The organism is Streptomyces sp. NPDC005302 (assembly GCF_040607345.1).
Classification (GTDB): domain Bacteria; phylum Actinomycetota; class Actinomycetes; order Streptomycetales; family Streptomycetaceae; genus Streptomyces.
Genome location: NZ_JBEXGN010000018.1, coordinates 12,936 through 33,789, shown reverse-complemented (window position 1 = coordinate 33,789; position 20,854 = coordinate 12,936). Strand labels below are relative to the sequence as shown.

Here is a 20,854-nt window from a genome sequence, read left to right as displayed (position 1 = left end):
TCCGCGCACCTCGTCGCCGTACCCGGGTGAGGCGGCGAGGTGCGCGGAGGGGACGTACCGTGGAACAGAGGAGTGCCGCCCGGATTGTGTGGTCGATGACGCCCTGCGGTCGTGCGGTCCCGTACCGGTCCGCGTACGCGAGGGAGACGGCCATGGCCGATCCCAAGGGGTTCATGACCACACCGCGCGAGGAGTATCCGCGCCGGCCCGTCGAAGAGCGTGTGCGGGACTGGAACGAGGTGTACGTCCCCGGGGCCCTGCTGCCCATCGTCAGCCGGCAGGCCGACCGGTGCATGGACTGCGGCGTCCCCTTCTGCCACGAGGCGTGCCCGCTGGGAAATCTGATCCCCGAGTGGAACGACCTGGTCTCCCGTGACGACTGGCGGGCGGCGAGCGACCGTCTGCACGCCACGAACAACTTCCCCGAGTTCACCGGGCGGTTGTGCCCCGCGCCGTGCGAGGCGGGCTGCGTCCTGGCGATCAACCAGCCCGCGGTGACCATCAAGAACGTCGAGGTCGCCATCGCCGACCGCGCCTGGGAGGACGGGCTCACACCGCCGCGGCCGCCGGACCGGCTCTCGGGCCGGACCGTGGCGATCGTCGGTTCGGGGCCCACCGGGCTCGCCGCGGCGCAGCAGCTCACGCGGGCCGGACACACCGTCGCCGTGTACGAACGTTCGGACCGGATCGGCGGCCTGCTGCGGTACGGGATCCCGGCGTTCAAGATGGAGAAGCGGCAGCTGAACCGGCGGCTGGCCCAGATGCGGGCGGAGGGGACCAAGTTCCGTACGTCGACGGTCATCGGCGTCGATCTCGGGGCGCGGGACCTCACGTCCCGCTACGACGCCGTGATTCTCGCGACGGGTGCCACCGCATGGCGTGATCTGGACGTGCCGGGGCGGGAGTTGTCCGGCATCCACCAGGCGATGGAGTATCTGCCGCTGGCCGACCGGGTGTGCGAGGGGGACTTGGAGGTCTCCCCGCTGTCGGCGGCGGGCCGGCACGTGGTGATCGTGGGTGGCGGTGACACGGGGGCGGACTGTCTGGGGACGGCGGTGCGCGAGGGTGCCGCGTCGGTCACGCAGCTCGACATCTACGCGCAGCCGGAGGCGGCACGCGACGAGGGCGTCGAGCCGTGGCCGACGTATCCGAAGATCTACCGGCTCTCCGGCGCGCACGAGGAGGCCGGCGCGCTGGGGACGGCGCCCGCCGCGCACGCGGACGCTCGGCTCTTCGCCGCGTCCACGCTCCGCTTCACCGGGGACGAGCACGGCCGGGTCGGCTCGCTGCACCTCGTCGAGGTCGACGCGCGGCGCCGACCGGTCCCCGGTTCCGACCGGACGCTGCCCGCCGACCTCGTCCTGCTCGCGCTCGGCTTCTCCGGGCCCGACCGGCACGACGGCCTGATCGACCAGCTGGGCCTGGCACTTGAGCCGCGCGGCACGATCACGCGGGGCCCCGACTTCGCCACGAACGTCCCCCGTGTGTACGCCGCCGGTGACGCGGCACGCGGCCAGTCGCTCGTCGTGTGGGCGATCGCCGAGGGCAGGGCGGTCGCCGCGGCCGTGGACCGTGCGCTCAGCGGGTCGGACCGCCTGCGCCTGCCGGCCCCGATCGGCCCGTACGACCGCCCGATGACCGCCTGAGCGCCGGAGGCCGGGCCGTCGTCCTCCACGGTCACGGCCATGACCACGCCACGCCATGCCATGCCACACCACGCTTCAGCGGCGCTCGTCGGTTCCGGCCACCTTGCCCGTCGACAGGGCGACCCGGTTCCAGGTGTTGATGGTGAGGATCAGGGCGAGGACATGGCCCAGTTCGGCGTCGTCGAAGTGGGCGGCGGCCTCGGCGTAGACGTCATCGGGAACGCCCGCGTCGGCGACCCGCGTCACCGCCTCCGTCAGGGCGAGCGCGGCCTGCTCCCTCGGCGTGAAGAAGTGACGGGCCTCGCGCCACACCGCGACCATGTGCAGCCGGTCCTCGCTCTCCCCGGCCTTGCGGGCGTCGTTCGTGTGCATGTGGAGGCAGTAGGCGCAGTGGTTGAGATGCGAGGCACGGATCTGGATCAGTTCGACGAGGGCCGGGTCGAGCCCTTCCCGGGCCGCCGCGTCGAAGCCGATGAGCGCACGGAAGACCTTCGGCGCCGCCTTCGCGAAGTCGATCCGCCCGGTCCCGCCGGCGCCGGCCCCGGCTGTGGTGGCCTCCGTGGTGGTCGTGCCGGTCGTCGCCGCGGTGTTCGTGTTCGTCGTCATGACCATGAATCTACGCGGCCGAAAGACCGCCGGTAGGGTGCATTTTCATGACGGATTCATGGGTCAATTCCGCGGAGCGGATCGGCGCCGACCTGCACCTTGAGCTGTCGGGTCCGGGCGGACGCAGAGCCGCGCTGACCCGTGCGCTGCGCGAGGCCGTACGCAGTGGGCGGCTCGCTCCGGACACCCGGCTGCCGCCGTACCGCTCGCTCGCCGCGGACCTCGGGATCGCGCGCAACACGGTCGCCGACGCGTACGCCGAACTCGTCGCCGAGGGCTGGCTGACCGCCCGGCAGGGCTCGGGCACCCGGGTCGCGGCCGGGGTCACTCCCCCGCCCGGCAGGCGACGCCGGGACGTTGCCACACCCGTAGCGGAGAAGGCCGCGTCCCACGCGCCGGGCTCCCGGCACACCGCGTCCCACGCGTCGGGCTCCCCGCACGACCTGCGGCAGGGCACACCGGACGCGTCGTCGTTCCCGCGCGCCGCCTGGCTGGCGTCCTACCGCCGGGCCCTGCAGCAGGCGCCCAACGAGGCCTTCGGGCCCGGCGATCCGGCCGGACGCGTCGAGCTGCGGGAGGCGCTCGCCGAGTACCTGGCACGCGCGCGCGGGGTGCGCGCGGAGCCCGGACGGATCGTGATCTGCTCCGGGTTCGCGCACGCCCTGCGGCTGCTCTTCCCCCGGGTCCTGCGGGGCCCGCTGGCCGTCGAGTCGTACGGGCTCGGCTTCCACCGTGCGCTGCTGGCCGACGCTTCCGTGCGGACCGTGCCGCTGCCGCTCGACGAGGACGGTGCCCAGGTCGGGGAGTTGGGGCGGGAGCGGGCCGTACTGCTCACTCCCGCACACCAGTTCCCCACGGGAGGACCGCTGCACGCCGAGCGGCGCGCGGCGGTGATCGACTGGGCCCGCGCGCGGGACGGGGTGATCCTGGAGGACGACTACGACGGGGAGTTCCGCTACGACCGGCGGCCGGTGGGCGCGTTGCAGGGGCTGGACCCGGAGCGGGTCGTGCACATCGGCTCGGTCAGCAAGAGCCTGTCACCGGCGCTGCGGCTCGGCTGGATGGTCCTGCCGGAGCGGTACGTGGACGCCGTTCTGGACGTCAAGGGGGAACGGGAGGCGTGGGCGGGCGTGCTGGAGCAGCTGGCCCTCGCCGACTTCATCGACTCGGGTTCCTACGACCGGCATGTGCGGCGGATGCGGCAGCGGTATCGGGGGCGGCGCGACCGGCTCGTCACCGCGCTCACCGAACGGGCTCCGCACGTCGAGGTCACGGGGATCGCGGCGGGACTGCACGCGGTGCTGCGGCTGCCGCCGGGAACGGAGGGGCAGGCGGTGGAGGCGGCGGCCCGGCGGGGAGTCGCGCTCGACGGGCTGGCCGGCTTCCGGCACCCGGAGGCGGTGATGTCCGCACCGGACGGGCTGGTGGTCGGGTACGCGACACCCGCGGAACACGCGTACGGGGCGGCGCTGGAGGCTCTGTGCGGCGCACTGCCGCCGAGGTGAGCGCGCCCACACGTGGGGCGGGCGCGCAACTCCTGCTGTTACTGGGTGTGTTCGCCGCGGACTCTCCAGGGGCCCGCGCCTCGGTGACGGATCATGTCGGCATCACATTCAGGAAGTTCGGAGAAAAGGGCACTCAAGTGGTTCAGGAGAGAAGGAAGTCCGCCTCTCCCGCCTTCGCACCCTGGATGAACGCCGTCATCTCACCCGGCGTGTAGATGAGGGCGGGACCGTCCGGGTCCGCCGACTGGCGTACGGCGATCCGGCCGTCGGCGAGCTTCATCGCCTCCAGGCAGTTCCCGCCGTTCCCGCCGCTCCACGGCTTGTGCCAGCCCTCGCTGCCGAGTTCACGGGCGGGCATTCCGTTGTAGATGCGCAACTGGCCTGTCCGCGTGTGCATGCGTTCCGGCTTGATGCGTTCCATTCACAGCTCCTTGCGGAGATCCCGGAGGATCTCCTTCGTGCGATGTGCCGTGGCGGCCTGCGCCGCCATGCGGTCCATGACCTCCAGGTGGGTCGCCACCTCGGAACGCGCGTCCAGGTAGACGGCGCCGGTCAGGTACTCGCTGTAGACCATGTCCGGGAGTTCCGGCACGGCGAACCGGAACAGTACGAACGGCCCGTACGTGCCGGGATGCGGGCCGTTGGAGAACGGCATCACCTGCAACGTCACGTTGGGCAGCTCCGTGACCTCCAGCAGTCTGTCGATCTGCGCGCGCATGACCTCGGGACCGCCGATGGCGCGGCGTAGGGCCGTCTCGTCCATCACGGCCCAGATCCGGGGCGCGTCCTCCCGCGTGAGGAGGGCCTGGCGCTGCATGCGCAGGGCCACATGGCGCTCGATGTCCTCGGGGCGGGTCTGCCCGATGGCACCCGCCTTCATGACGCCGCGGGCGTAGTCCTCGGTCTGCATCAGGCCCGGCACGAAGTGGGGTTCGTAGGAGCGCAGAAGGGCCGCCGCGCCCTCCAGGCTGACGTGCATGGAGAACCAGTCCGGCAGGATGTCGTGGAACCGCTGCCACCAGCCGGGCTTGTTGGCGTCCTCCGCCAGTTGGACGAAGGCCTCCGCCTCCTCGTCGCTGACGCCGTACGACTTCAGCAGCAGCTGGAGGTACGGAATTTTGAGGGAGACCTCCGCCATCTCCATCCGGCGGACCGTGGCCGGGGCGACACGCAGGATGCGTGCGGCCTCTTCACGCTTGAGACCCGCGCGTTCCCGCAGGTCCAGCAGTCGCCGGCCGAGGACGACCTGGCCGACCGTCGGCGCGGACCGCGGTTCGCTCACGTCCACCTCCACTGAATCCGGACAGCCCGGGCAGCGCCGTTCGGGTTCTTCCTCGTCTTCCTCGACGATCCCAACTGGCGCCGCTCGGGATGCTGTTGCAAGCAGTGTGCCACGCGCCTCCACGGCGTCATACAGCACTCTGCATTTTTCAGAGTGACACTTGCCAAGTGTTCACGGCGGGGCGATAGTGGCAAGCGTGATTCCGTCCGCGCCGTTAGGAACAGACACCGCCGAAGACCGGTCCGGTCTCCGCGCCGCCCGAGGGCATCGCCCCGGCGCGGCAGCCGAACGGCGGTTCCGCTTCGAGCTGGCCGCACACCCCGGCTCCGTGGCCCGGGCGAGACGCCTGACCCGGTCCCGCCTGTCCGGCTGGTCGGTGTGCGAGGACACCTGCGACACGGCGGCCCTCGTGGTCTCCGAGCTGGTCACCAACGCGATCGTGCACGCCGCCGGGCAGCGCGTCGTGTGCGAACTGCACGACGTCGACGACCTGGTGCGTATAGCCGTGTGTGACGAGGGATGTGCGCCGGGTGAACCGCGCCCCTCGTCGGAACGGCCGGACGAGGAGCACGGGAGGGGATTGCTTCTCGTCGCGGCAGTGTCCAGGGCCTGGGGGGCCCAGGACACCGGGCCCGGCCTGCTGGTGTGGGCGGAGCTCGCGCGCTCGGCAGGCCGGGCCCACAAGAACGACGACGGCGTGGAAGCGGTGCCGGAACCCGTCGGCCTGGACGACCTGGACCGGCTCGAAGCCGTTTTCGGGGCCGGTTCCGCACCGGCGGCACCGCCCACCGTGCCCCGTGACTCGGGGCAGGGCCACGCGGGACCGGACCAGGCGATTCCGGACCAGGCCCGGCCGGACCACACCCGCCCGGAGGACGGCTCGCCTGACGCGGACACCCGCCCGCGGGCCGATCTGGGCTGGAGCGCGAAGAAGCCGCCGAACGACGGTCGGGGGACCGGGGCGGAGGGGGCGGAGGGGTCCTGGAGGACAGGAACCGTGGGGGTTCCCCGGGACCCCTCCGCCCACAGCCGGCATCAGGATCGGGATCGGGATCGGGATCGGGATCGGGATCGGAGGAGTCTGTGAGGCGTACGCCGACGGCGGGACTCGCGACGCGGGCCATGAGCCTGGACACGCTGGTCCGGATGAAGCGCGGGCAACGCACGCCCGAGCCGTCGAGACGTCTCCCCGTCCCCGACGATATGACGGTGCCGCTGGGCTGTGACGCGGTATCGGTGCCCGCCCGCCTCGGCCCACTGCTGCTGTCGCGGCTGCCCCGCGTGGGCTGCGTCTACGCGGACCCGGCGCACTGGTGGTGGATCGTTCCTTCCGACTCCGATGTCGCCCTGGAATGGCCCGCGCCCGCCCACTACGCCACGGGGGCCGTCGTGCCGGACGCCCCGCAGATTCCCGGGCTCATCCACAAACCGGATGGAACGCTTCCGTACACCCCGCCGATCCCCCTGTATCTGGCCGTGTGCCGGGTGACGGGCACGACACCCGTCTGGTCGCGTCCGATCAGCGCCTGAGCCACCTCGCAAGGCCCCTCGGTCATGCCGTCCGCCCGACGGTCCCGGGGGCTCGCGGGGACCGCCCGCCGGTGTCGCGGGTGCGCCCGGAGTGCGCCGATCGCCGGCGAACGCCACCGGCCGCGCCGATGGAGCGTCACGTTCCCGGGGAAGGGTCCGTGCGGGCCGGCCCGGGAGGGGCTGTGTCCGCAGCCCCCGGGGAGGCCGCTCGTGGAGAATCCCGCACCCCAGCGCAGCACGCGGAGGAAGAGGTCCCCGCGGAAACGGAAGCGTGATGACGAGGGTCCTCCGTCGTCGGACTCCGAGCGGTTGCTGTTCGGCGGACCGCTCCGCTACGACATGGGCTGGTCCCAACACGCGGACGCCTTCCTGGAGTTGAACCTCCGCGCGATGGTGGCACGACTGCCGTCGCTGCTCGCGTCCAGCTTCCGCCTCGCCTGGACGGCGGATCCGCGCGCGGCCCGGGTGGTGGTGACGGCCGAGGTGGCGCGGGGCGGGACCCAGGCCGTCGGCCTGCTCGCCGTCAACAGCGCGCTGGGGCGGCTGATGGCGAGCGGCCCGGTCGACGACCGACTGCGGGGAGCACTCCCGGCACTGATCACGATGGCGGCCGTGATGGTGGTGGGCACACTGCTGCGGGCGGCCTCGACGTACGCCACCGGCCGCCTGGAGCCGAAGGTCGAGCGGGTGGCGACCGAGCTGTATCTGGAGCGGGCGGCGGCGGTCGAGCTGTCGGCGATCGAGGACGACGCGTTCCACAAGCTGCTGGACACCGCGCAGTACGGGGCCCAGTCCGCCCGCCGCATGATCAGTGTCGCCACCCGGGTGGTCAACGCGCTGATCTCGCTCTGCGCGGCGGCCGGTGTCCTCACCGTGCTGCATCCCGCCCTGCTGCCGCTTCTCGTGACGATGACGCTGCCGAGCGCCTGGAGCGCGCTGACCATCGCCCGCCGCCGCTACGAGTCGTTCCACACCTGGGTGCAGCACGCCCGCGCCGGACATCTGATCGGCAACCTGCTGACGGAGCCCGCGGCGGCGCCGGAGATCCGGGTGCACGACGTCGGGCCGTTCCTGCTGCGGCACTTCCATGAGATGTCGGAGACGGCGGAGGCGGAACAGGCGCGGCTCGCGCGGCTCTCGGCCCGTACGGGACTGATCGCGGCCGCCTGGACCGGGCTCGCCACGGTGGGGACGTACGCCACGCTCGGCGGTCTGCTGCTCGCCGGGGCGATGGCACTCTCCGTCGCCGGTACGGCCGTGATCGCCATCCGCACGGGCTCGGCCAGCCTCGACACCCTCGTCCTGGAGATCAACTCCCTGCACGAGGAGGCCCTGTTCGTGGGCGATCTGCACCGGCTGTACGCCGAGGCGGCGGAGCGGGCCATCCCCACGGGCGGCGACCCGCTGCCCGACGATCCGAGCGAGGTCCGCTTCGAGAACGTCACCTTCAGCTATCCGGGCGAGGCGAGCCGGCCGGCGCTCGCGGACGTCACGCTGAGTCTGCCGCTGGGCAGGATCGTGGCTCTCGTCGGGGAGAACGGTTCGGGGAAGACGACCCTGGTGAAGCTGCTCGCCGGGCTCTACAAGCCGGACGGCGGCCGGATCCTGTGGGACGGTGTCGACGCGGCGACGGCGGACCGGCGGCAACTCGCGGGCCGCATCGCGATGGTGGCGCAGGACTTCAAGCGGTGGCCGTTCACGGCCCGCGTCAACGTGGCGGTGGGACGTACGTCCGCTCCCCTGACGGAGGAGCGGCTCGCGTAGTCGGTGGCGGAGGCGGGCGCGGAGGATGTGGTCGCGGACCTGCCCCGCGGCCTGGACACCCTGCTGGCCCGCGGCTTCAGCGGCGGACACGAGCTGTCGGGCGGGCAGTGGCAGCGGCTCGGCATCGCCCGGGCCGCGTACCGGCGCGGCCGCATCCTGATCGTGGACGAGCCGACGGCGGCGCTCGACGCCCGGGCCGAGCTGGAGGTCTTCGAGAAGATCAGGGCCCTGGCGGGGACGGGGCAGACGGTCGTTCTCATCACTCACCGCCTGGCGTCCGTGCGCCATGCCGATCTCGTGCACGTCCTGGACCAGGGCCGGCTCGTGGAGTCCGGGACCCCGGACGAGCTGCTGGCCACGGGCGGGGTCTACGCGGAGCTGTACGCGCTGCAGGCCGACCAGTTCACGGCGAAGGTGCCCGCCCCCAAGGGCGGCTGAGCCGTACGGTGCCGGCCCGGCGGCGCGCGTTCCCCGCTCCGCTCGCGTCACTCACGGCGTTGCGCCTCACTCGCCCAGGTCACTCCCGCCGACCACGACGAGAAACGTGTCGGAGGTGAGGTCCATGACGACCTCGACGGTCTGGCCCTCCTTGCGGCGCGCCTGCGCGAACTCCTCCGCGGGCCACGACCCGCGCGGTCCGCCGGCCGGAAAGCGCTCCAGCACCATTCGCCCGTTCACCCTGTACCTCCATGTCGCGCTGCTCTTCAAGAGTTAAACGCCTGCCAGGGGGTGAACGACTCGGGAAGTGACAGTACTGAGACGAAGCCGACACCGGGTCACGGAGCCCGATGTGGCGCGCGACACACCAGAGAAAGAGAGAACATCGCAGGTCAGCGGCCTGGAGCGGTCCCGTCCGCGAGGCGGCGGGATGGCTTCAGTCGTCGTACTCGTCGTGGTACCGGATGCGTTCACTCCCTGCGGGCGCCCCCAGTGCGGACGCGCGCCCCCGGGGCTCCTCCCACTCCTCCTGTCGCCCCAGCGCGGTGAGGTCGAGCAGGGAGGTCGTGGAGCCGAGCCCGTCGAGGCCGCGCTCGTACGTGGAGTACGTGTGGAAGACACGGTCCCGGTCCCGCAGGAAGCAGCTCACACCCGGCCGCTCGGCGGGCTCGTCGCCGCCGGACGAGACCTGGAAGTCGTGGTTGAAGTCGCTGTCGTACGACGAGTACCACGGCACCGTCCAGCCCATCCGCGCCTTGAACGGCAGGATCTTCGTGTACGGCGTCCGGGACACGACGGCGAACTCGGTGCCGCGGGCCCGCAGATGGGCGAGGTGTCCGATCTGGTCGAGGAATCCCGAGCAGCTGCGGCAGCCGGCGTCCCATTCGGGGGCGAACATGAAGTGCTGGACGACGAGTTGGTCCCGTCCGCGGAAGAGGTCGAGCAGGGTCGCCTTGCCGTCGCCGCTCTCGAAGACGTACTCCTTGTCGATCTCGACCATCGGCAGGCCGCGCCTCGCCGCGTTGAGGGCGTCCCGGGCGCGGGTCGCCGCCTTCTCCCTGACCAGCAGTTCTTCGCGTGCGGCGCGCCACTCCTCGCGCGAGACGATCTCCGGAAGCGTCATGTGCCCCTCCAACGAAACGGTGCCTGCTCTGTGCTGACCGGCGGGAGGAGCGGAACTCATCGGAGTTCCGGGATTTCTTTTTTCGCGGCCGCGAGAGGCCGTTGTCCGCGGCGGTCAGCCTCCGGTGGTCGCTGTCGCCGGCCGCACCGGGGCGGGCGTCAGGCCCACGCGCTCGCGGTGCTCGGCCAGTTCGCCGAGGAGCTGGGTGACGCGCTCGGTGTGCTGGGGGGCGAGCCGGCCGGCGTCGTCGAGCTGCACGGCGCACGCGGTGGCGGTGTCGACGAGGCGTTCCAGGGTGACGGCGACGTCGTCCGTACCAGCGGAGTGCCGTGCCAGGGCGGGGAGTTCGGCGGCGGCCAGTTCGATGGCCGCCCGAGCCTCGGCCAGGGAGCGGTAGGCCTCCCGGCGCAGCACCCAGCGGCCGGGGCGGTCGTCGGCCGTTCCGTCGTCGAGGACGTGGGCGAGGTAGTCGTCGGCTGCCTGGGTGGCCCGGGTGAGCCGGGCCCGTACGGTGCCGCCGCGCTGCCCGAGCGTCGGCAGGTGCCCGACGACCAGCACGATCGCGCAGGCCAGCAGGGTCTCGCCGAGGCGGTTCCAGGAGGCCTGCGGTTCGCCGCCGACCATCACGAGGGCGAGGACCAGGACGGTGACGACGGCGGTCTGGGCGGCGAAGTGCCGGGTGGCGACGGGGATGAGGGCGCCGCTGAGCGCGACGAGGGCGACGAGCCCTTCCGGCCGGGGCAGCACGGCCGCGAGGCCGGCGAACGCGACGGCGCCGAGCACGGTGCCCGCCGCCCGGCACAGCACGCGGGAGGCGAGCGGTCCGAGGTCCGGCTTGACGAGGAAGACGGCGGTCGCGGGGAGCCAGTACCAGTGGGGGTGGTTGCCGTACCAGCGTGCGTGGTGCAGCACCTGGGCGACGGCGACGGCGGTCCCGAAGCTGAGGGCGACGCGGATCCCGTACTCGCGTCCGCCGGAGCCGAGGGCGGTGCGCAGGTGGGAGACGGCGGTACGGCGGCGGGCGTGCAGGGCGTCCCCGGAGCCCCGGTCGAAGGTGTCGGCGGCGTGCAGCAGCGCGTCATGGAGGGCGCGCAGCGCGGGAGCGCCGGAGGTGTCGTGCGGCGGGCGGGTGCGGCTGCCGGGGACGGCGGGTGCGGGCAGCGGCCCGGTGGGGGCGCCGGTTCGGACGGCGTGGGCGAGCCGCCGGGGTCCTTCCGCGGCCCGTCCGGGCAGGGGTTCGCCCGCCCAGGCGAGGGCGGTGGCGGCTTCGGCGAGGGGCAGTGCGGCGGCATACTGCGCGCGCAGCCGCCGTTCGGCCGCGGAGCTCGCGTATCGCCGCAGCCGGGGTCCGGTGAGGGCGTCCTGTGCCTGGTCGAGTGCGGCGGTGAGCGCGACGCGGGCCCGGGGCGCGTCCGGTCCCCCGGCCGCGAGCAGCAGCCGGGCGACGGCGTCGTACACCCCCGCGACGGCGTGCCGCTCGCCGTCGAAGCGGTAGTCGCCCGCGGTCACGGCGGTCGTCGGCAGGACGAGGCGCAGGCCGAGGAGCCAGGCCGCGCCGCCGAGGAAGAGGAGCGCGCGCTGCCATCCCGGTTCGGGCAGCGGCATGCCCGCGCCGATGGCCGAGGCGACGAGGAGCTGGGTCCCGGCACCGGAGGCGACGGGTCCGATCGCGCTGACGGCGCCGGCGAGCAGCCCGAGCGCGGTCAGGACGAGGGTGAGGGTGACGGCGCCGGCGTGCTGTCCGGTGTACGAGCCGACGAGCAGCCCGGCGGCTCCGGCGAGGGCGGGCACGCCGAGCCGTTCGACGGCGACGCGCCGGCTGCCCGGCCGGTCGTTGATCCCGGCGAACATGGCGCCGAGGGCGGCGACGACTCCGAGAGAGGTACGGCCGCTCAGGACGGCCGCGAGCAACAGCGGCCCGGCGGCGAGCGCACCGCGCACGACCGCGTTCCAGGGGACAGGTCCGCGCTGTCTGCGCAGGGCGTGGGCGAGCCAGGGCGGTACGGCGACGCGGGTGGGGCGCACGGGGCTCCTGTCGGACGAGGCGGGTGCCTTCGGGCGACGTCGGCCGGGCTGGTGCGGTCCTACGGTACTGCGCGTTGCCGGTGGAACGTGATCGCGTACATGTCCACGGTGTGACGGTTCACGGGAGGACCGGATTCTCTGTGCACGCGATCAAGACGTGGGATGCCCGTCTCCTCGAAGCGGGAGAGCACGACGTGAGGAGGAGCGGGTCCGAGGGCGTAGCCGGCCCCCGGACCCTGGAAGTGCCGCCATGTCGCACACCGGCACGCTTGAGGACCCAGGTCAGTCGTTATGTCGCCGCGTCCTGCCTTTGGACCACCACGCATCGAGCTGCGCGGGCTGGACTTGAACCAGCATTTCGACGTCTGGGGCCTGGGCCCGGTCGATCCGGCGATCGGCGGCGAATGCTGAGTCTGGAGCAAGAGTCTGAGATTGATCACGGTCTGCCTCTGCCGATTGGGCTACCGCGGCTCGTGGGCACTCGGTGGAGTGCCGCTGGTGCCGCGGGGAGGACTCGAACCTCCACTGGAACCGTGCATTCACGACAAGCTTCAGGTTCAGCTTGCGCTCCTCGCGCACCCCGGCCGTGATGATGTGGCCGGGGAGTTTCAGAGGCTACTCCTGTGCGAACAGGTAGCCGAACACCGCGTCCCCCACCCGCTGGTCGACGACGTCCTCGCCGTTGGCCTCCTCGCGGGCGAACTTGACGGCCTGCTGCAACTTCTCGACGCGGTCGAGGAGTTGGTTCACGCGGCGGGCGGGCAGGGCGCCGGAGAACTTGACGGTCGTCCAGTAGCCGACGGGGATGTCCTCGTAGTACACCTCGACCTGGGCCGGGTGGTTCTCGGTGGCCTCGGCCTTGACGTGGTTGCGGGGGACCTTCTTCGTGCGCAGGGTCCGCACCGGCTCGGTCTTCCAGGCGTCGGTGGACGGGTCCCGCACCCAGGACTCCGAGGCGTCGAGGACGGGCAGCTTGCGCACGAACGTGTTGAGGTCGGTGAGCTGCTTCTCCAGGAAGAGCAGGTACGACACCGGTACACCGGGGACGAGGACGCGTCCGTCGACCTTCACGTCCGCCCGCGCGGAGCAGTTGGCCCAGTCCTTGGTGGCGGTCACGTCGAACAGCCGGGTCAGGGTCGCCGCGGTGTCCCGCAGTACGTCCTCGGCCTGCACCTGCACCCGGGTGGACTCGGGCGGGAGCTGCTCGCCCTCCTCGTCCTTCGGCTGGTAGGTCCGCGAGATGCCGGCGAGCAACGCCGGCTTCTGGAGCCCGTGATGAGCAGCCGTCAGGTCCTGGTGGGACTTGGACTTGATGCCCTTCTCGACTGCGATGATCTGATTGAGTTTCGCCACGTCGGTGACCGTAGCAGCGCCAACAGGGCTTGTTCGAGGCATTATTCGTACGGAGGATGCGGCGCGGCCTGTTCGACGGCGGCGAACAGCCGCTCCGCGGCGGTGAGGACGGCGGCCAGCGACTCGGGATCGCGGCCGGCGCGCTCGGCCAGTTCGTCGACGCCTCGGAGCCCGGCCCGTTCCAGCAGCCGCTTCTCGTTCGTCACCCACTCGCCGCGCGCCGCGAGCACCCCGTGGCCGGTCTGGACGGCGGCCGTCGCCAGCGCGCCCAGGGCCTCCGTGACGCGGCCGGCGGGGGCGTGGTTGGCCAGCGCGTAGGAGAGGTTGGCGCGCGCGCTGCCGAACCAGCGCGCCGAGGCGTGCGCGCGGAGTTCGGGCGGGTAGCCGTGCGGGCGCGGGATGTCGTCACCGCGCAGGACGCGGTTGACGGCGAGTTCGGCGACGATCAGGTACGTGGGGATGCCCGCGAGGTGGAAGAGGAGCGGCTCGATCGCGAACCGGCCGGCCCGCGCCCGCGTCAACTCGCTTTCCACGACGTCGAGATCCCGGTAGTGGACGTCGACCCGGCGTCCGTCGACGGTCAGCCAGGCGCCGCCGTTGAACACCCCGCCGCCCCAGCCGCCGATCTCGGAGACCTCCCCCGGCCAGCCCACGGCCCTGAGGTCCTCGGGGTCGAACGCGCCCCGATAGTAGACCGCGAGGTCCCAGTCGCTGTCCGGCCGATGCGTGCCCTGCGCGCGCGACCCCCCGAGCGCCACGGATCGCACGCCCGGCAGAGCGAGGAGCCGGTCGGCGACCTGTTCGAGGAACGCGTCGTCATCCGCGGTCAACCGAACCGGCCTCCCGTTCTCGGTGTTCATGGCATCGAGGTCCACGGCGTCGAGGATGGTCGCGGACGGCCTCGGCGTCGAGTGGTTTTCCCGGGGAAACCGGCTGCGGGACCCCCGGTCCGCGGCGCATCATCGGCGGGTCGCCCCCACCGGACCCCGCGTCCGCCCGCCTGTCCGTCCGTCCATCCGTCTGCCTGTCTGTCTGTCTGTCTGTCCGTCAATCTGTCCGTCTGTGCGTCCGTCCGTCGCCATCCCCTCCCCGACCGGAGCTCCCATGATCCAGCGTGTCACCGTGCCCAGCCTCTTCGCGCCGCCCGTCTACGCCCACGCCTCCGTCGTCGAGGCCGGGACGCGGCTGGCCTTCCTCGCCGGGTCCGTGCCGCTCGACGTCGACGGGAAGCTGGTCGGGCCGGACGATCCCGTGCGGCAGGCCGTGCAGGTACTGGCCAACCTCGACGAGCAACTGCGCGCCGTCGGAAGCGACATGGCGCATGTCGTGTCGACGGACGTCTACGTCGTCAGCGCCGAGCCGGCGGTGCTGTCCGCCGTCTGGGAGGTCGTCGAGGAATCCGGGCTCAGCGCCGGCCCGCACTCCTCGACCCTGCTGGGCGTCGCCTGCCTCGGGTACACCGGACAGCTGGTGGAGATCACGGCGACCGCGGTCGTACCGGACACCCCGTAGCGAGGTCAGCCGCGCGCGTTCGCGGCCAGTTCCAGCGCGTAGGACGGCCACCACCGGCCCGCGGCGGGGCCGCCTCGGCAGGTGCCGTCGGACTCGCCCGGTCGTTTGATCCACAGGTAGGCGTCGATCAGCGGGTCTCCGGTGTGCCGGGTCGGTGCCCGGCCGAGGGCACGGCCCGGCGGGTTGCACCAGAGGTCGGCCCCGGGTCCGAGGTAGGTGCCGTTGCCGTTGCGGCTGGTGTCGATGAGAAGGTGCGTGCCGCCGAGCAGGCCCGAGAGCCGCTTCCCGTACGCCGAAGTGGACCTGTCCGAATGGAAGTTGGAGACGTTCAGGGCGACTCCGTCGGCGCGCGCCACGCCCGAGGCCCGCAGCGGGCCGACGAGTTGGGCGGGGTCCGGGATCCAGCCGGGGTTGCCCGCGTCGAGGTAGACGCGGGTGCCGCGCTGCCGTCCGAGGCGGTCGACGGCGTACGCCAGCAGCGCGTACCGCTGCGCCGCGTCGGCCCGGGCGCAGCCGGCCACGGTGTGCGGCACGGCGTCCGGTTCGACGACGACGTAAGCGCTCCGGTCGCCGAGGCCCGCCGCGAAGGCGTCGATCCAGGAACGGTAGGCCGCCGCGCTCGGGGCTCCCCCGGCGGAGTGAGCACCGCAGTCGCGGTGCGGGATGTAGTAGGCGACGAGGACGGCGATGCGCTTCTGCTGCGCGGCGGCCGTCGTGCGGTCCCGGACGGCCGCCTCGGGGTTCGGACCGGTGAGCCACTCCGCCTGGGGGCGAGCGGCGATGCGGTCCATCAGGTGGGCGTCGGCCGTGAGCCCCGCGGCGCGCCATGCGACCGCCTGGCGTGCGGCGGGCGACCCGGGTTCCACGAAGAAGGACTCGTCGGCGGCACCGCGCCGGCCACTAGGACCCGCCGCGTCGTGGCCGGTGACGGTACCGGGGGTGCAGGCCGTGCCGGTGGCCCAGATCCCGGCCAGCACGGCGGCGACCAGCGCTCTCCTCAGTGGCACGAACCGCTCCGTTCTCTGTGCCGGTGCCGTCCACCGGCCCGGCGGCCGGACCTGTGTCCGCTCTCCGGGGAGTCTGGGGCCGGCAGGGGCGGCCGACGGTCCGGCATCGCCCGGGTCGCCGAGGGATCACCCCGTCGGAGGGGGGTGTCCGGGCGCCGGGCGGCCCCAGGTGCGGCGTTTGGGGAGCGGTCGCGCGTAGCCGCCCGCCCTGCTCGTGGTCAGCCCGAGGGACACCAGCGACTCGGCGAGTTTGACCGCCGCGGCGACGCCGTCGACCACGGGGATCCCGAGCTTCTCGCCGACCGCCCGTTGCAGGCCGGTCATCCCGGCGCAGCCGAGGACGAGGACCTCGGCGCCGGCCTCCCGGGCCCGTTCCGCCGCGGCCACGAAGGCGTCCTGGGTGCGAACGGTGTCGCCCAGGTCGAGGACGCCGAGGCCGGTGCCGACGACGGCGGCGCAGTTCTGGGCGACTCCGGCGGCGTGCAGGCTGTCCTCGATCTGGCCGCGGGAGCGTTCCAGGGTGGTGACGACGCCGTAGCGGCGGCCGAGGAGACAGGCGAGGTGTGCCGCGGCCTCCGTGATGTCCACGACCGGGACGTCGAGGAGTTCCCGTGCGCCCTCCCGGCCGTGCTCTCCGAAGCCGGCCAGCACGACGGCGTCGTACGGGCCCTCGTAGGTGCGCAGGGTGTCGAGGACGGCCGCCGCCGAGAGGTAGCTGTCGAGCCAGCCCTCGGCGGACTCGGGTCCCCAGGCGGGGGTGAGCCCGAGCACGGTGGTGCCCGGGCCTGCTGCGGCCCGGGCACCTCGTACGATCTCCTCGGTCATCTCCTGCGTCGTGTTGCAGTTGGTGACGACGATCCGCACGCTCAGCCCTCCACGGGAACGGTGTCGTGGGCGGGAGCCGGTTCGGCCGCGGCCCGCTCGGAGCGGCACAGCAGCGCGTAGAGTCCGGCCGCCATCGCCGTGCCGATGAACCAGGAGTACGGGGCCACGTCGCTGAAGTCCTTCACCAGGGCGAGGACCGCGGCGACCGCCGCCGAGGGCAGGAACGCCCACAGCGCCTTGGGGTTGAAGCCTCGGCGGTAGTAGTAGCGGGAGCCCGGCTGGGCGTTGAAGAGCTGCTCCACGTCGACGTGGCCGCGCTTGACCCAGTAGTAGTCGAGCATGATCACGCCGAACAGCGGTCCCAGGAAAGCGCCGAGGCCGCCGAGGAAGTAGTTGACGACGGTGGGGTTGGAGAAGAGGTTCCAGGGGGTCACGACCAGTGCGGCGACGGTGCTGATCATGCCGCCGACCTTGAACGTGATCTTCTGCGGCCAGACGTTGGCGAGGTCGTAGGCCGGGGAGACGAAGTTGGCGACGATGTTGACGCCCATCGTGGCGATGGCGAAGGTCAGGGCGCCGAGGACGAGGACCCAGGTGTTGCCGACCTTGGCGACGAGGAGCGCCGGGTCGGTGATGGCCTCGCCGAACGCCTCGATGGAGCCGGCCGTGACGATGACGGACACGATCACGAAGGCCGTGGAGTTGATGGGCAGGCCCCAGAAGTTGCCGCGCCGCACGGTCTTGTAGCTGGGCGCGAAGCGCGAGAAGTCGCAGAAGTTGAGCATCAGCGTGCCGTAGGTGGCGAGGATCAGCCCGACGGCGCCGAACCACTGCCGCCACTGTTCGCCGACCGGCACCGGGTGCGGGGTCGCGGTGAGCGAGATGCTCCAGCCGGCCTTCGCCAGGACCCAGATCGCGAGCGCGATCATCACGAGCCAGATGGCCGGTCCGCAGAAATCCTGGAACTTGCGCACCGACTCCATGCCCCGACTGATGATCAGCGCCTGGACCAGCCAGAGGGAGACGAAGGACGTCCAGCCGAGGGCGTCCAGGCCGACGAAGGAGTGGTGGGTCCACGACTCCAGACCGGGCCAGGCCGCGAGCAGCATGACGTTGACGGCGACGGACGCCAGGTAGGTCTGGATGCCGTACCACATGATGGCGATGACGGCCCTGATCAGCGCGGGGATGTTCGCGCCCCAGACGCCGAAGCTGATGCGGCTGACGACCGGGAAGGGGACCCCGGTGCGCTGTCCGACGCGGCCCATCAGGTTCATCCCGGCATAGATGATCACGAAGCCGACGAGCAGGGAGGTGAAGATCTGCCAGACGTTCATGCCGAGGACCAACAGGCCGGCCGCGAACGTGTAGTTGCCGAGGTTGTGGACGTCGGACATCCACATGGCGAAGAGGTCGAAGACCTTCCAGTTCCGCTTCTCGGCGGGGGCGAGGTCTTCGTTGGTGAGCCGGGGGTCGGGGACGAACGCTGGTGCACCGGTGGCTTCGGCGCGATCGGCGAGGGACACGGGGCCTCCATGGACGAGGGGACGGAGGGCGGCGGTGCGGTGCGGGCATCCGAGCGAGGCGTGTTTGGTATACCAAACTGCCGACATGGTCCCGCCGTCAACCGTTCCGACCGATGTCCTTGCGGTTACGGCTCCGTAAAACACCTCCGGCGTCGGCGAAGATGGGCCCATGACGAAGATCGACCCCCTGGGCGCGGGCCCGGAACGCTCCGGCGGAGCGCCCCGGCGTCCCGACGCGGAGCGGGTGCCCGCGGGCGGGGAGCGGGAGCCCCTCGGAGCCGTGCGCGAGCGGGTCCTGGCGACCCTGCGGCAGGAGATCATGGCCGGACGGCTGCGCCCCGGCGACCGGCTGGTCGAGCGCGAGCTGGCCGAGCGGTTCGGGGTCTCCCGGGTTCCGGTCCGCGAGGCGATCCGCGCGCTGGTCGCCGAGGGCTTCGTCCTCTTCGAGACCCCCCGCCGGACCGTCGTACGCCGGCTCACCCCGACGGACGTCGCCGAACTCTTCGAACTGCGCGAGGCGTTGGAGGTCTACGCGGCCGGACTCGCCGCGTCACGGGCCACCCCCGATGCGCTGGCCGAACTCGCCGCCCTGCTCGACCGCGCGGCCGTCGCGACCGGTGCCGACGACGCGGAGGCCATCACCGACATCAACACCGCGTTCCACGACCGGATTCTCGCGATGGCCGGCAACAGCCTCCTGATCTCCGTCATGGAACCGGTCGACGGCCGGCTCCGCTGGCTCACCAGGCAGAACGAGGAGTGGCCTCAACTCCTCACCGAACACCGCGAGCTGTACGAGGCCGTGGCGTCCGGCGACCCCGAGCGGGCCCGCGCCCAGGCCCTCACCCACGTCCAGGCCAACTACCGCTCGACGGTGCGCCATCTGTTCGGCGAGGCCTGACGGGGTGGCGCACACCCGCTGACCCGGCTTGCCCCGCACGTGTCCGCGCGGCCCGGCGTCATCCTGCCGCGTACCGGTCCGTGGCCTCGATCAGTGCCTCCGCCATTCCGAGGGCGCCGGTGTCGTGTCCGGCGTCGTCGACGACCACCAACTCGCTGCCGGGCCACGCCTGATGGAGCCGCCACACGATGCCGAGCAGGTTCCCGAAGTCGAGGCTGCCCTGGACCAGGGTGCCGGGAATGCCGTCGAGCAGGGGCGCGTCCCGCAGGACGGCGCCCTCGTCGTCGCCGTCCCCGAGGAAGTGGCCGTTACCCCAGTAGTGCGTGACCGTGCGGGCGAAGCCCATCCGGAAGACGGGGTCCTCGAAGCGCTCGACCCAGCGGGGCGGCGCGGGAACGGTGGCCGTCTCCCAGTCGGTCCAGGCCCGGGCCGCCCGCTCCCGGGTCTCCGGGTCGGGCGAACCCATCAGCCGGTTGTACGCGGCCGCGAGGTTCCCGGCGCGTTCGTGCTCGGGCAGCCCGCCGAGGAACCGGTCGAAATCCTCGGGGAAAATCCGTCCCAGTCCCCTGGTCAGCAGGGCCACTTCGGCGTCGGAGCCGGTCGCCACACCGGTCAGCACCAGCTCGGACACGGCGTGCGGATGGGTCTGCGCGTACCGCAGTCCCAGCACCGACCCCCACGACACACCCCACACCAGCCAGCGGTCGACGCCGAGGTGGGCGCGCAGCGCCTCCAGGTCGCCGATCACGTGGGCCGTCGTGTTGACGCCCATGTCGGTGGCGGGGTGGCTCGCGTGCGGGGTGGAGCGGCCGCTGCCGCGCTGGTCCAGCAGAACGACGCGGTACTTCGCCGGGTCGCACCAGCGCCGGAAGTGCGGGGTGCATCCCGACCCCGGGCCGCCGTGCAGCATGAGGGCGGGCTTGCCGTCGGGATTGCCGCAGACCTCCCAGTACACGCGGTTGCCGTCCCCGACGTCGAGCATGCCGTGGTCGTACGGTTCGGTCTCCGGATACAGGGCCATCGCGCGAGGCTAACCCCGTTCGGGCAGGGTCGGCAGCCCCGCGGTGCGGGCCGCCCTGCGGAGCACCTCCCGGAGCATCACGGGGGTGAGCTTTCCGGTGAAGGTGTTCCGCTGGCTCACGTGGAAGCACCCGAAGAGTTCGAGGGGGCCGGCGCCGTCCGGGTCCCGCGGCCGGTCCAGCGTCACATGTGCCCCGTGGCCGAACACCGGCCGGGGACGCGGGACTTCCCACCCGGACGCGGCGAACGCGGGCAGCGCCGCCTGCCAGCCGAAGGCGCCGAGGACGACCACGGCACGCAGTGTGGGCCGCATCAGCTCCAGCTCCTGGACGAGCCAGGGGCGGCAGGTGTCGCGCTCCTCGGGCGTCGGCTTGTTGGCCGGCGGTGCGCAGTGCACGGGTGAGGTGATGCGGACGCCGTACAGCTCCAGGCCGTCGTCCGCACGGACCGCGGTGGCCTGCGAGGCCAGGCCGACCTCGTGCAGTGCCGCGTAGAGCACGTCGCCCGACCGGTCCCCCGTGAACATCCGGCCGGTGCGGTTCCCGCCGTGTGCCGCGGGCGCGAGTCCGATGACGAGGAGGGAGGCGTCGGCCGGTCCGAAGCCGGGCACCGGGCGCCCCCAGTACGTCTCGTCGGCGAAGGCGGCCCGCTTGGTCGCGGCCACCTCCTCGCGCCAGGCGACGAGCCTCGGACAGGCCCGGCAGCCGGCGATCCGCGCGTCCAGCCGCTCCAGCCCGTCCGCCAGGTCCGGCCGGTCCGGCCCGGGATCACCGATCACCATGCCTCCACCG

General features: G+C 72.4%; 19 protein-coding genes, 1 tRNA gene and 1 pseudogene. 7 read left to right on the top strand and 14 right to left on the bottom strand.

Features of this window, described 5'->3' with window-relative positions; genetic code table 11:
- Positions 1 to 152: 152 nt before the first annotated feature.
- Positions 153 to 1,646: a glutamate synthase subunit beta gene (locus ABZT74_RS24660; protein WP_356176663.1), complete on the top strand. Its 1,494-nt coding sequence runs from the start codon at positions 153 to 155 to the stop codon at positions 1,644 to 1,646.
- A 75-nt stretch (positions 1,647 to 1,721) separates the two neighbouring features.
- On the opposite strand, the gene ABZT74_RS24655 is transcribed toward ABZT74_RS24660, so the two are convergent.
- Positions 1,722 to 2,258 carry a carboxymuconolactone decarboxylase family protein gene (locus tag ABZT74_RS24655; RefSeq protein ID WP_356438141.1) on the bottom strand — a complete coding sequence of 179 codons (537 nt, stop codon included), beginning with the start codon at positions 2,256 to 2,258 and terminating at the stop codon, positions 1,722 to 1,724.
- A 41-nt stretch (positions 2,259 to 2,299) separates the two neighbouring features.
- Here ABZT74_RS24655 and ABZT74_RS24650 point away from each other — a divergent pair, with 41 nt between their 5' ends.
- The gene (locus ABZT74_RS24650) at positions 2,300 to 3,757 is read left to right on the top strand and encodes a PLP-dependent aminotransferase family protein (protein ID WP_356438138.1); all 1,458 of its coding nucleotides are present in this window, start codon (positions 2,300 to 2,302) and stop codon (positions 3,755 to 3,757) included.
- 142 nt (positions 3,758 to 3,899) lie between these two features.
- Here ABZT74_RS24650 and ABZT74_RS24645 read toward each other — a convergent pair whose 3' ends face one another.
- Positions 3,900 to 4,178 carry a DUF397 domain-containing protein gene (locus tag ABZT74_RS24645; RefSeq protein WP_355869807.1) on the bottom strand — a complete coding sequence of 93 codons (279 nt, stop codon included), beginning with the start codon at positions 4,176 to 4,178 and terminating at the stop codon, positions 3,900 to 3,902.
- Positions 4,179 to 5,039, bottom strand: a complete 861-nt coding sequence (locus ABZT74_RS24640; protein ID WP_355869810.1) for a helix-turn-helix transcriptional regulator — start codon at positions 5,037 to 5,039, stop codon at positions 4,179 to 4,181.
- A gap of 187 nt (positions 5,040 to 5,226) precedes the next feature.
- Between ABZT74_RS24640 and ABZT74_RS24635 the strand changes: the two genes are divergently transcribed.
- The 3 genes and pseudogenes from ABZT74_RS24635 to ABZT74_RS24625 all read left to right on the top strand — a co-directional run bounded on the left by ABZT74_RS24635 (position 5,227) and on the right by ABZT74_RS24625 (position 8,771).
- On the top strand, positions 5,227 to 6,126 hold the full coding sequence (locus tag ABZT74_RS24635; RefSeq protein ID WP_356438135.1) for an ATP-binding protein: 900 nt from the start codon (positions 5,227 to 5,229) through the stop codon (positions 6,124 to 6,126).
- A 35-nt stretch (positions 6,127 to 6,161) separates the two neighbouring features.
- Positions 6,162 to 6,569, top strand: coding sequence for a hypothetical protein (locus tag ABZT74_RS24630; RefSeq protein ID WP_356176728.1), 408 nt, complete (start codon positions 6,162 to 6,164; stop codon positions 6,567 to 6,569).
- A 339-nt stretch (positions 6,570 to 6,908) separates the two neighbouring features.
- Positions 6,909 to 8,771: pseudogene (locus ABZT74_RS24625) on the top strand (ABC transporter ATP-binding protein).
- 66 nt (positions 8,772 to 8,837) lie between these two features.
- Here ABZT74_RS24625 and ABZT74_RS24620 read toward each other — a convergent pair.
- From ABZT74_RS24620 to ABZT74_RS24595, 6 genes are all read right to left on the bottom strand, one after another.
- Positions 8,838 to 9,011: a hypothetical protein gene (locus ABZT74_RS24620; protein ID WP_203661877.1), complete on the bottom strand. Its 174-nt coding sequence runs from the start codon at positions 9,009 to 9,011 to the stop codon at positions 8,838 to 8,840.
- A 196-nt stretch (positions 9,012 to 9,207) separates the two neighbouring features.
- Positions 9,208 to 9,894 carry a DUF899 domain-containing protein gene (locus tag ABZT74_RS24615; protein WP_356176651.1) on the bottom strand — a complete coding sequence of 229 codons (687 nt, stop codon included), beginning with the start codon at positions 9,892 to 9,894 and terminating at the stop codon, positions 9,208 to 9,210.
- A gap of 114 nt (positions 9,895 to 10,008) precedes the next feature.
- Entirely contained in the window at positions 10,009 to 11,919 is a 1,911-nt protein-coding gene (locus ABZT74_RS24610) for an FUSC family protein (RefSeq protein WP_356438132.1), read from the bottom strand.
- A gap of 331 nt (positions 11,920 to 12,250) precedes the next feature.
- Positions 12,251 to 12,390, bottom strand: a tRNA-Leu gene (locus ABZT74_RS24605).
- A gap of 144 nt (positions 12,391 to 12,534) precedes the next feature.
- A complete protein-coding gene (locus tag ABZT74_RS24600) occupies positions 12,535 to 13,272 on the bottom strand; it encodes a hypothetical protein (protein ID WP_356438129.1) in 738 nt (245 codons plus the stop codon).
- Positions 13,273 to 13,313: 41 nt separating this feature from the next.
- A complete protein-coding gene (locus ABZT74_RS24595) occupies positions 13,314 to 14,132 on the bottom strand; it encodes a nucleotidyltransferase domain-containing protein (RefSeq protein WP_356438335.1) in 819 nt (272 codons plus the stop codon).
- Between the two features lie 244 nt (positions 14,133 to 14,376).
- Here ABZT74_RS24595 and ABZT74_RS24590 point away from each other — a divergent pair, with 244 nt between their 5' ends.
- Positions 14,377 to 14,784: a RidA family protein gene (locus tag ABZT74_RS24590; RefSeq protein ID WP_355869825.1), complete on the top strand. Its 408-nt coding sequence runs from the start codon at positions 14,377 to 14,379 to the stop codon at positions 14,782 to 14,784.
- Positions 14,785 to 14,789: 5 nt separating this feature from the next.
- Here ABZT74_RS24590 and ABZT74_RS24585 read toward each other — a convergent pair whose 3' ends face one another.
- The 3 genes from ABZT74_RS24585 to ABZT74_RS24575 form a co-directional block, all read right to left on the bottom strand.
- A complete protein-coding gene (locus tag ABZT74_RS24585) occupies positions 14,790 to 15,791 on the bottom strand; it encodes a glycoside hydrolase family 6 protein (RefSeq protein ID WP_356438126.1) in 1,002 nt (333 codons plus the stop codon).
- Between the two features lie 126 nt (positions 15,792 to 15,917).
- A complete protein-coding gene (locus tag ABZT74_RS24580) occupies positions 15,918 to 16,655 on the bottom strand; it encodes an aspartate/glutamate racemase family protein (protein WP_356438123.1) in 738 nt (245 codons plus the stop codon).
- Positions 16,656 to 16,657: 2 nt separating this feature from the next.
- Positions 16,658 to 18,142: an NCS1 family nucleobase:cation symporter-1 gene (locus ABZT74_RS24575; protein WP_356438120.1), complete on the bottom strand. Its 1,485-nt coding sequence runs from the start codon at positions 18,140 to 18,142 to the stop codon at positions 16,658 to 16,660.
- A 169-nt stretch (positions 18,143 to 18,311) separates the two neighbouring features.
- On the opposite strand from ABZT74_RS24575, the gene ABZT74_RS24570 reads away from it, so the two are divergent.
- Positions 18,312 to 19,043 carry a GntR family transcriptional regulator gene (locus ABZT74_RS24570; protein WP_356176641.1) on the top strand — a complete coding sequence of 244 codons (732 nt, stop codon included), beginning with the start codon at positions 18,312 to 18,314 and terminating at the stop codon, positions 19,041 to 19,043.
- A gap of 58 nt (positions 19,044 to 19,101) precedes the next feature.
- Here the strand turns inward: ABZT74_RS24570 and pip are convergent, their stop codons facing one another.
- Together pip and ABZT74_RS24560 are read right to left on the bottom strand one after the other, a co-directional pair.
- Positions 19,102 to 20,064, bottom strand: a complete 963-nt coding sequence (gene pip / locus ABZT74_RS24565) for a prolyl aminopeptidase (RefSeq protein WP_356438117.1) — start codon at positions 20,062 to 20,064, stop codon at positions 19,102 to 19,104.
- A gap of 9 nt (positions 20,065 to 20,073) precedes the next feature.
- On the bottom strand, positions 20,074 to 20,844 hold the full coding sequence (locus ABZT74_RS24560) for a uracil-DNA glycosylase (RefSeq protein WP_356438113.1): 771 nt from the start codon (positions 20,842 to 20,844) through the stop codon (positions 20,074 to 20,076).
- Between the last annotated feature and the right edge of the window lie 10 nt (positions 20,845 to 20,854).

Bases quoted from the DNA above. Each gene is read 5' to 3' on its own strand.
- pip (WP_356438117.1), bottom strand. From the start codon at position 20,064: ATGGCCCTGTATCCGGAGACCGAACCGTACGACCACGGCATGCTCGAC.
- ABZT74_RS24630 (WP_356176728.1), top strand. From the start codon at position 6,162: ATGAGCCTGGACACGCTGGTCCGGATGAAGCGCGGGCAACGCACGCCC.
- ABZT74_RS24655 (WP_356438141.1), bottom strand. From the start codon at position 2,258: ATGGTCATGACGACGAACACGAACACCGCGGCGACGACCGGCACGACC.
- ABZT74_RS24590 (WP_355869825.1), top strand. From the start codon at position 14,377: ATGATCCAGCGTGTCACCGTGCCCAGCCTCTTCGCGCCGCCCGTCTAC.
- ABZT74_RS24660 (WP_356176663.1), top strand. From the start codon at position 153: ATGGCCGATCCCAAGGGGTTCATGACCACACCGCGCGAGGAGTATCCG.
- ABZT74_RS24615 (WP_356176651.1), bottom strand. From the start codon at position 9,894: ATGACGCTTCCGGAGATCGTCTCGCGCGAGGAGTGGCGCGCCGCACGC.
- ABZT74_RS24645 (WP_355869807.1), bottom strand. From the start codon at position 4,178: ATGGAACGCATCAAGCCGGAACGCATGCACACGCGGACAGGCCAGTTG.
- ABZT74_RS24595 (WP_356438335.1), bottom strand. From the start codon at position 14,132: ATGAACACCGAGAACGGGAGGCCGGTTCGGTTGACCGCGGATGACGAC.
- ABZT74_RS24650 (WP_356438138.1), top strand. From the start codon at position 2,300: ATGACGGATTCATGGGTCAATTCCGCGGAGCGGATCGGCGCCGACCTG.
- ABZT74_RS24570 (WP_356176641.1), top strand. From the start codon at position 18,312: ATGACGAAGATCGACCCCCTGGGCGCGGGCCCGGAACGCTCCGGCGGA.
- ABZT74_RS24560 (WP_356438113.1), bottom strand. From the start codon at position 20,844: ATGGTGATCGGTGATCCCGGGCCGGACCGGCCGGACCTGGCGGACGGG.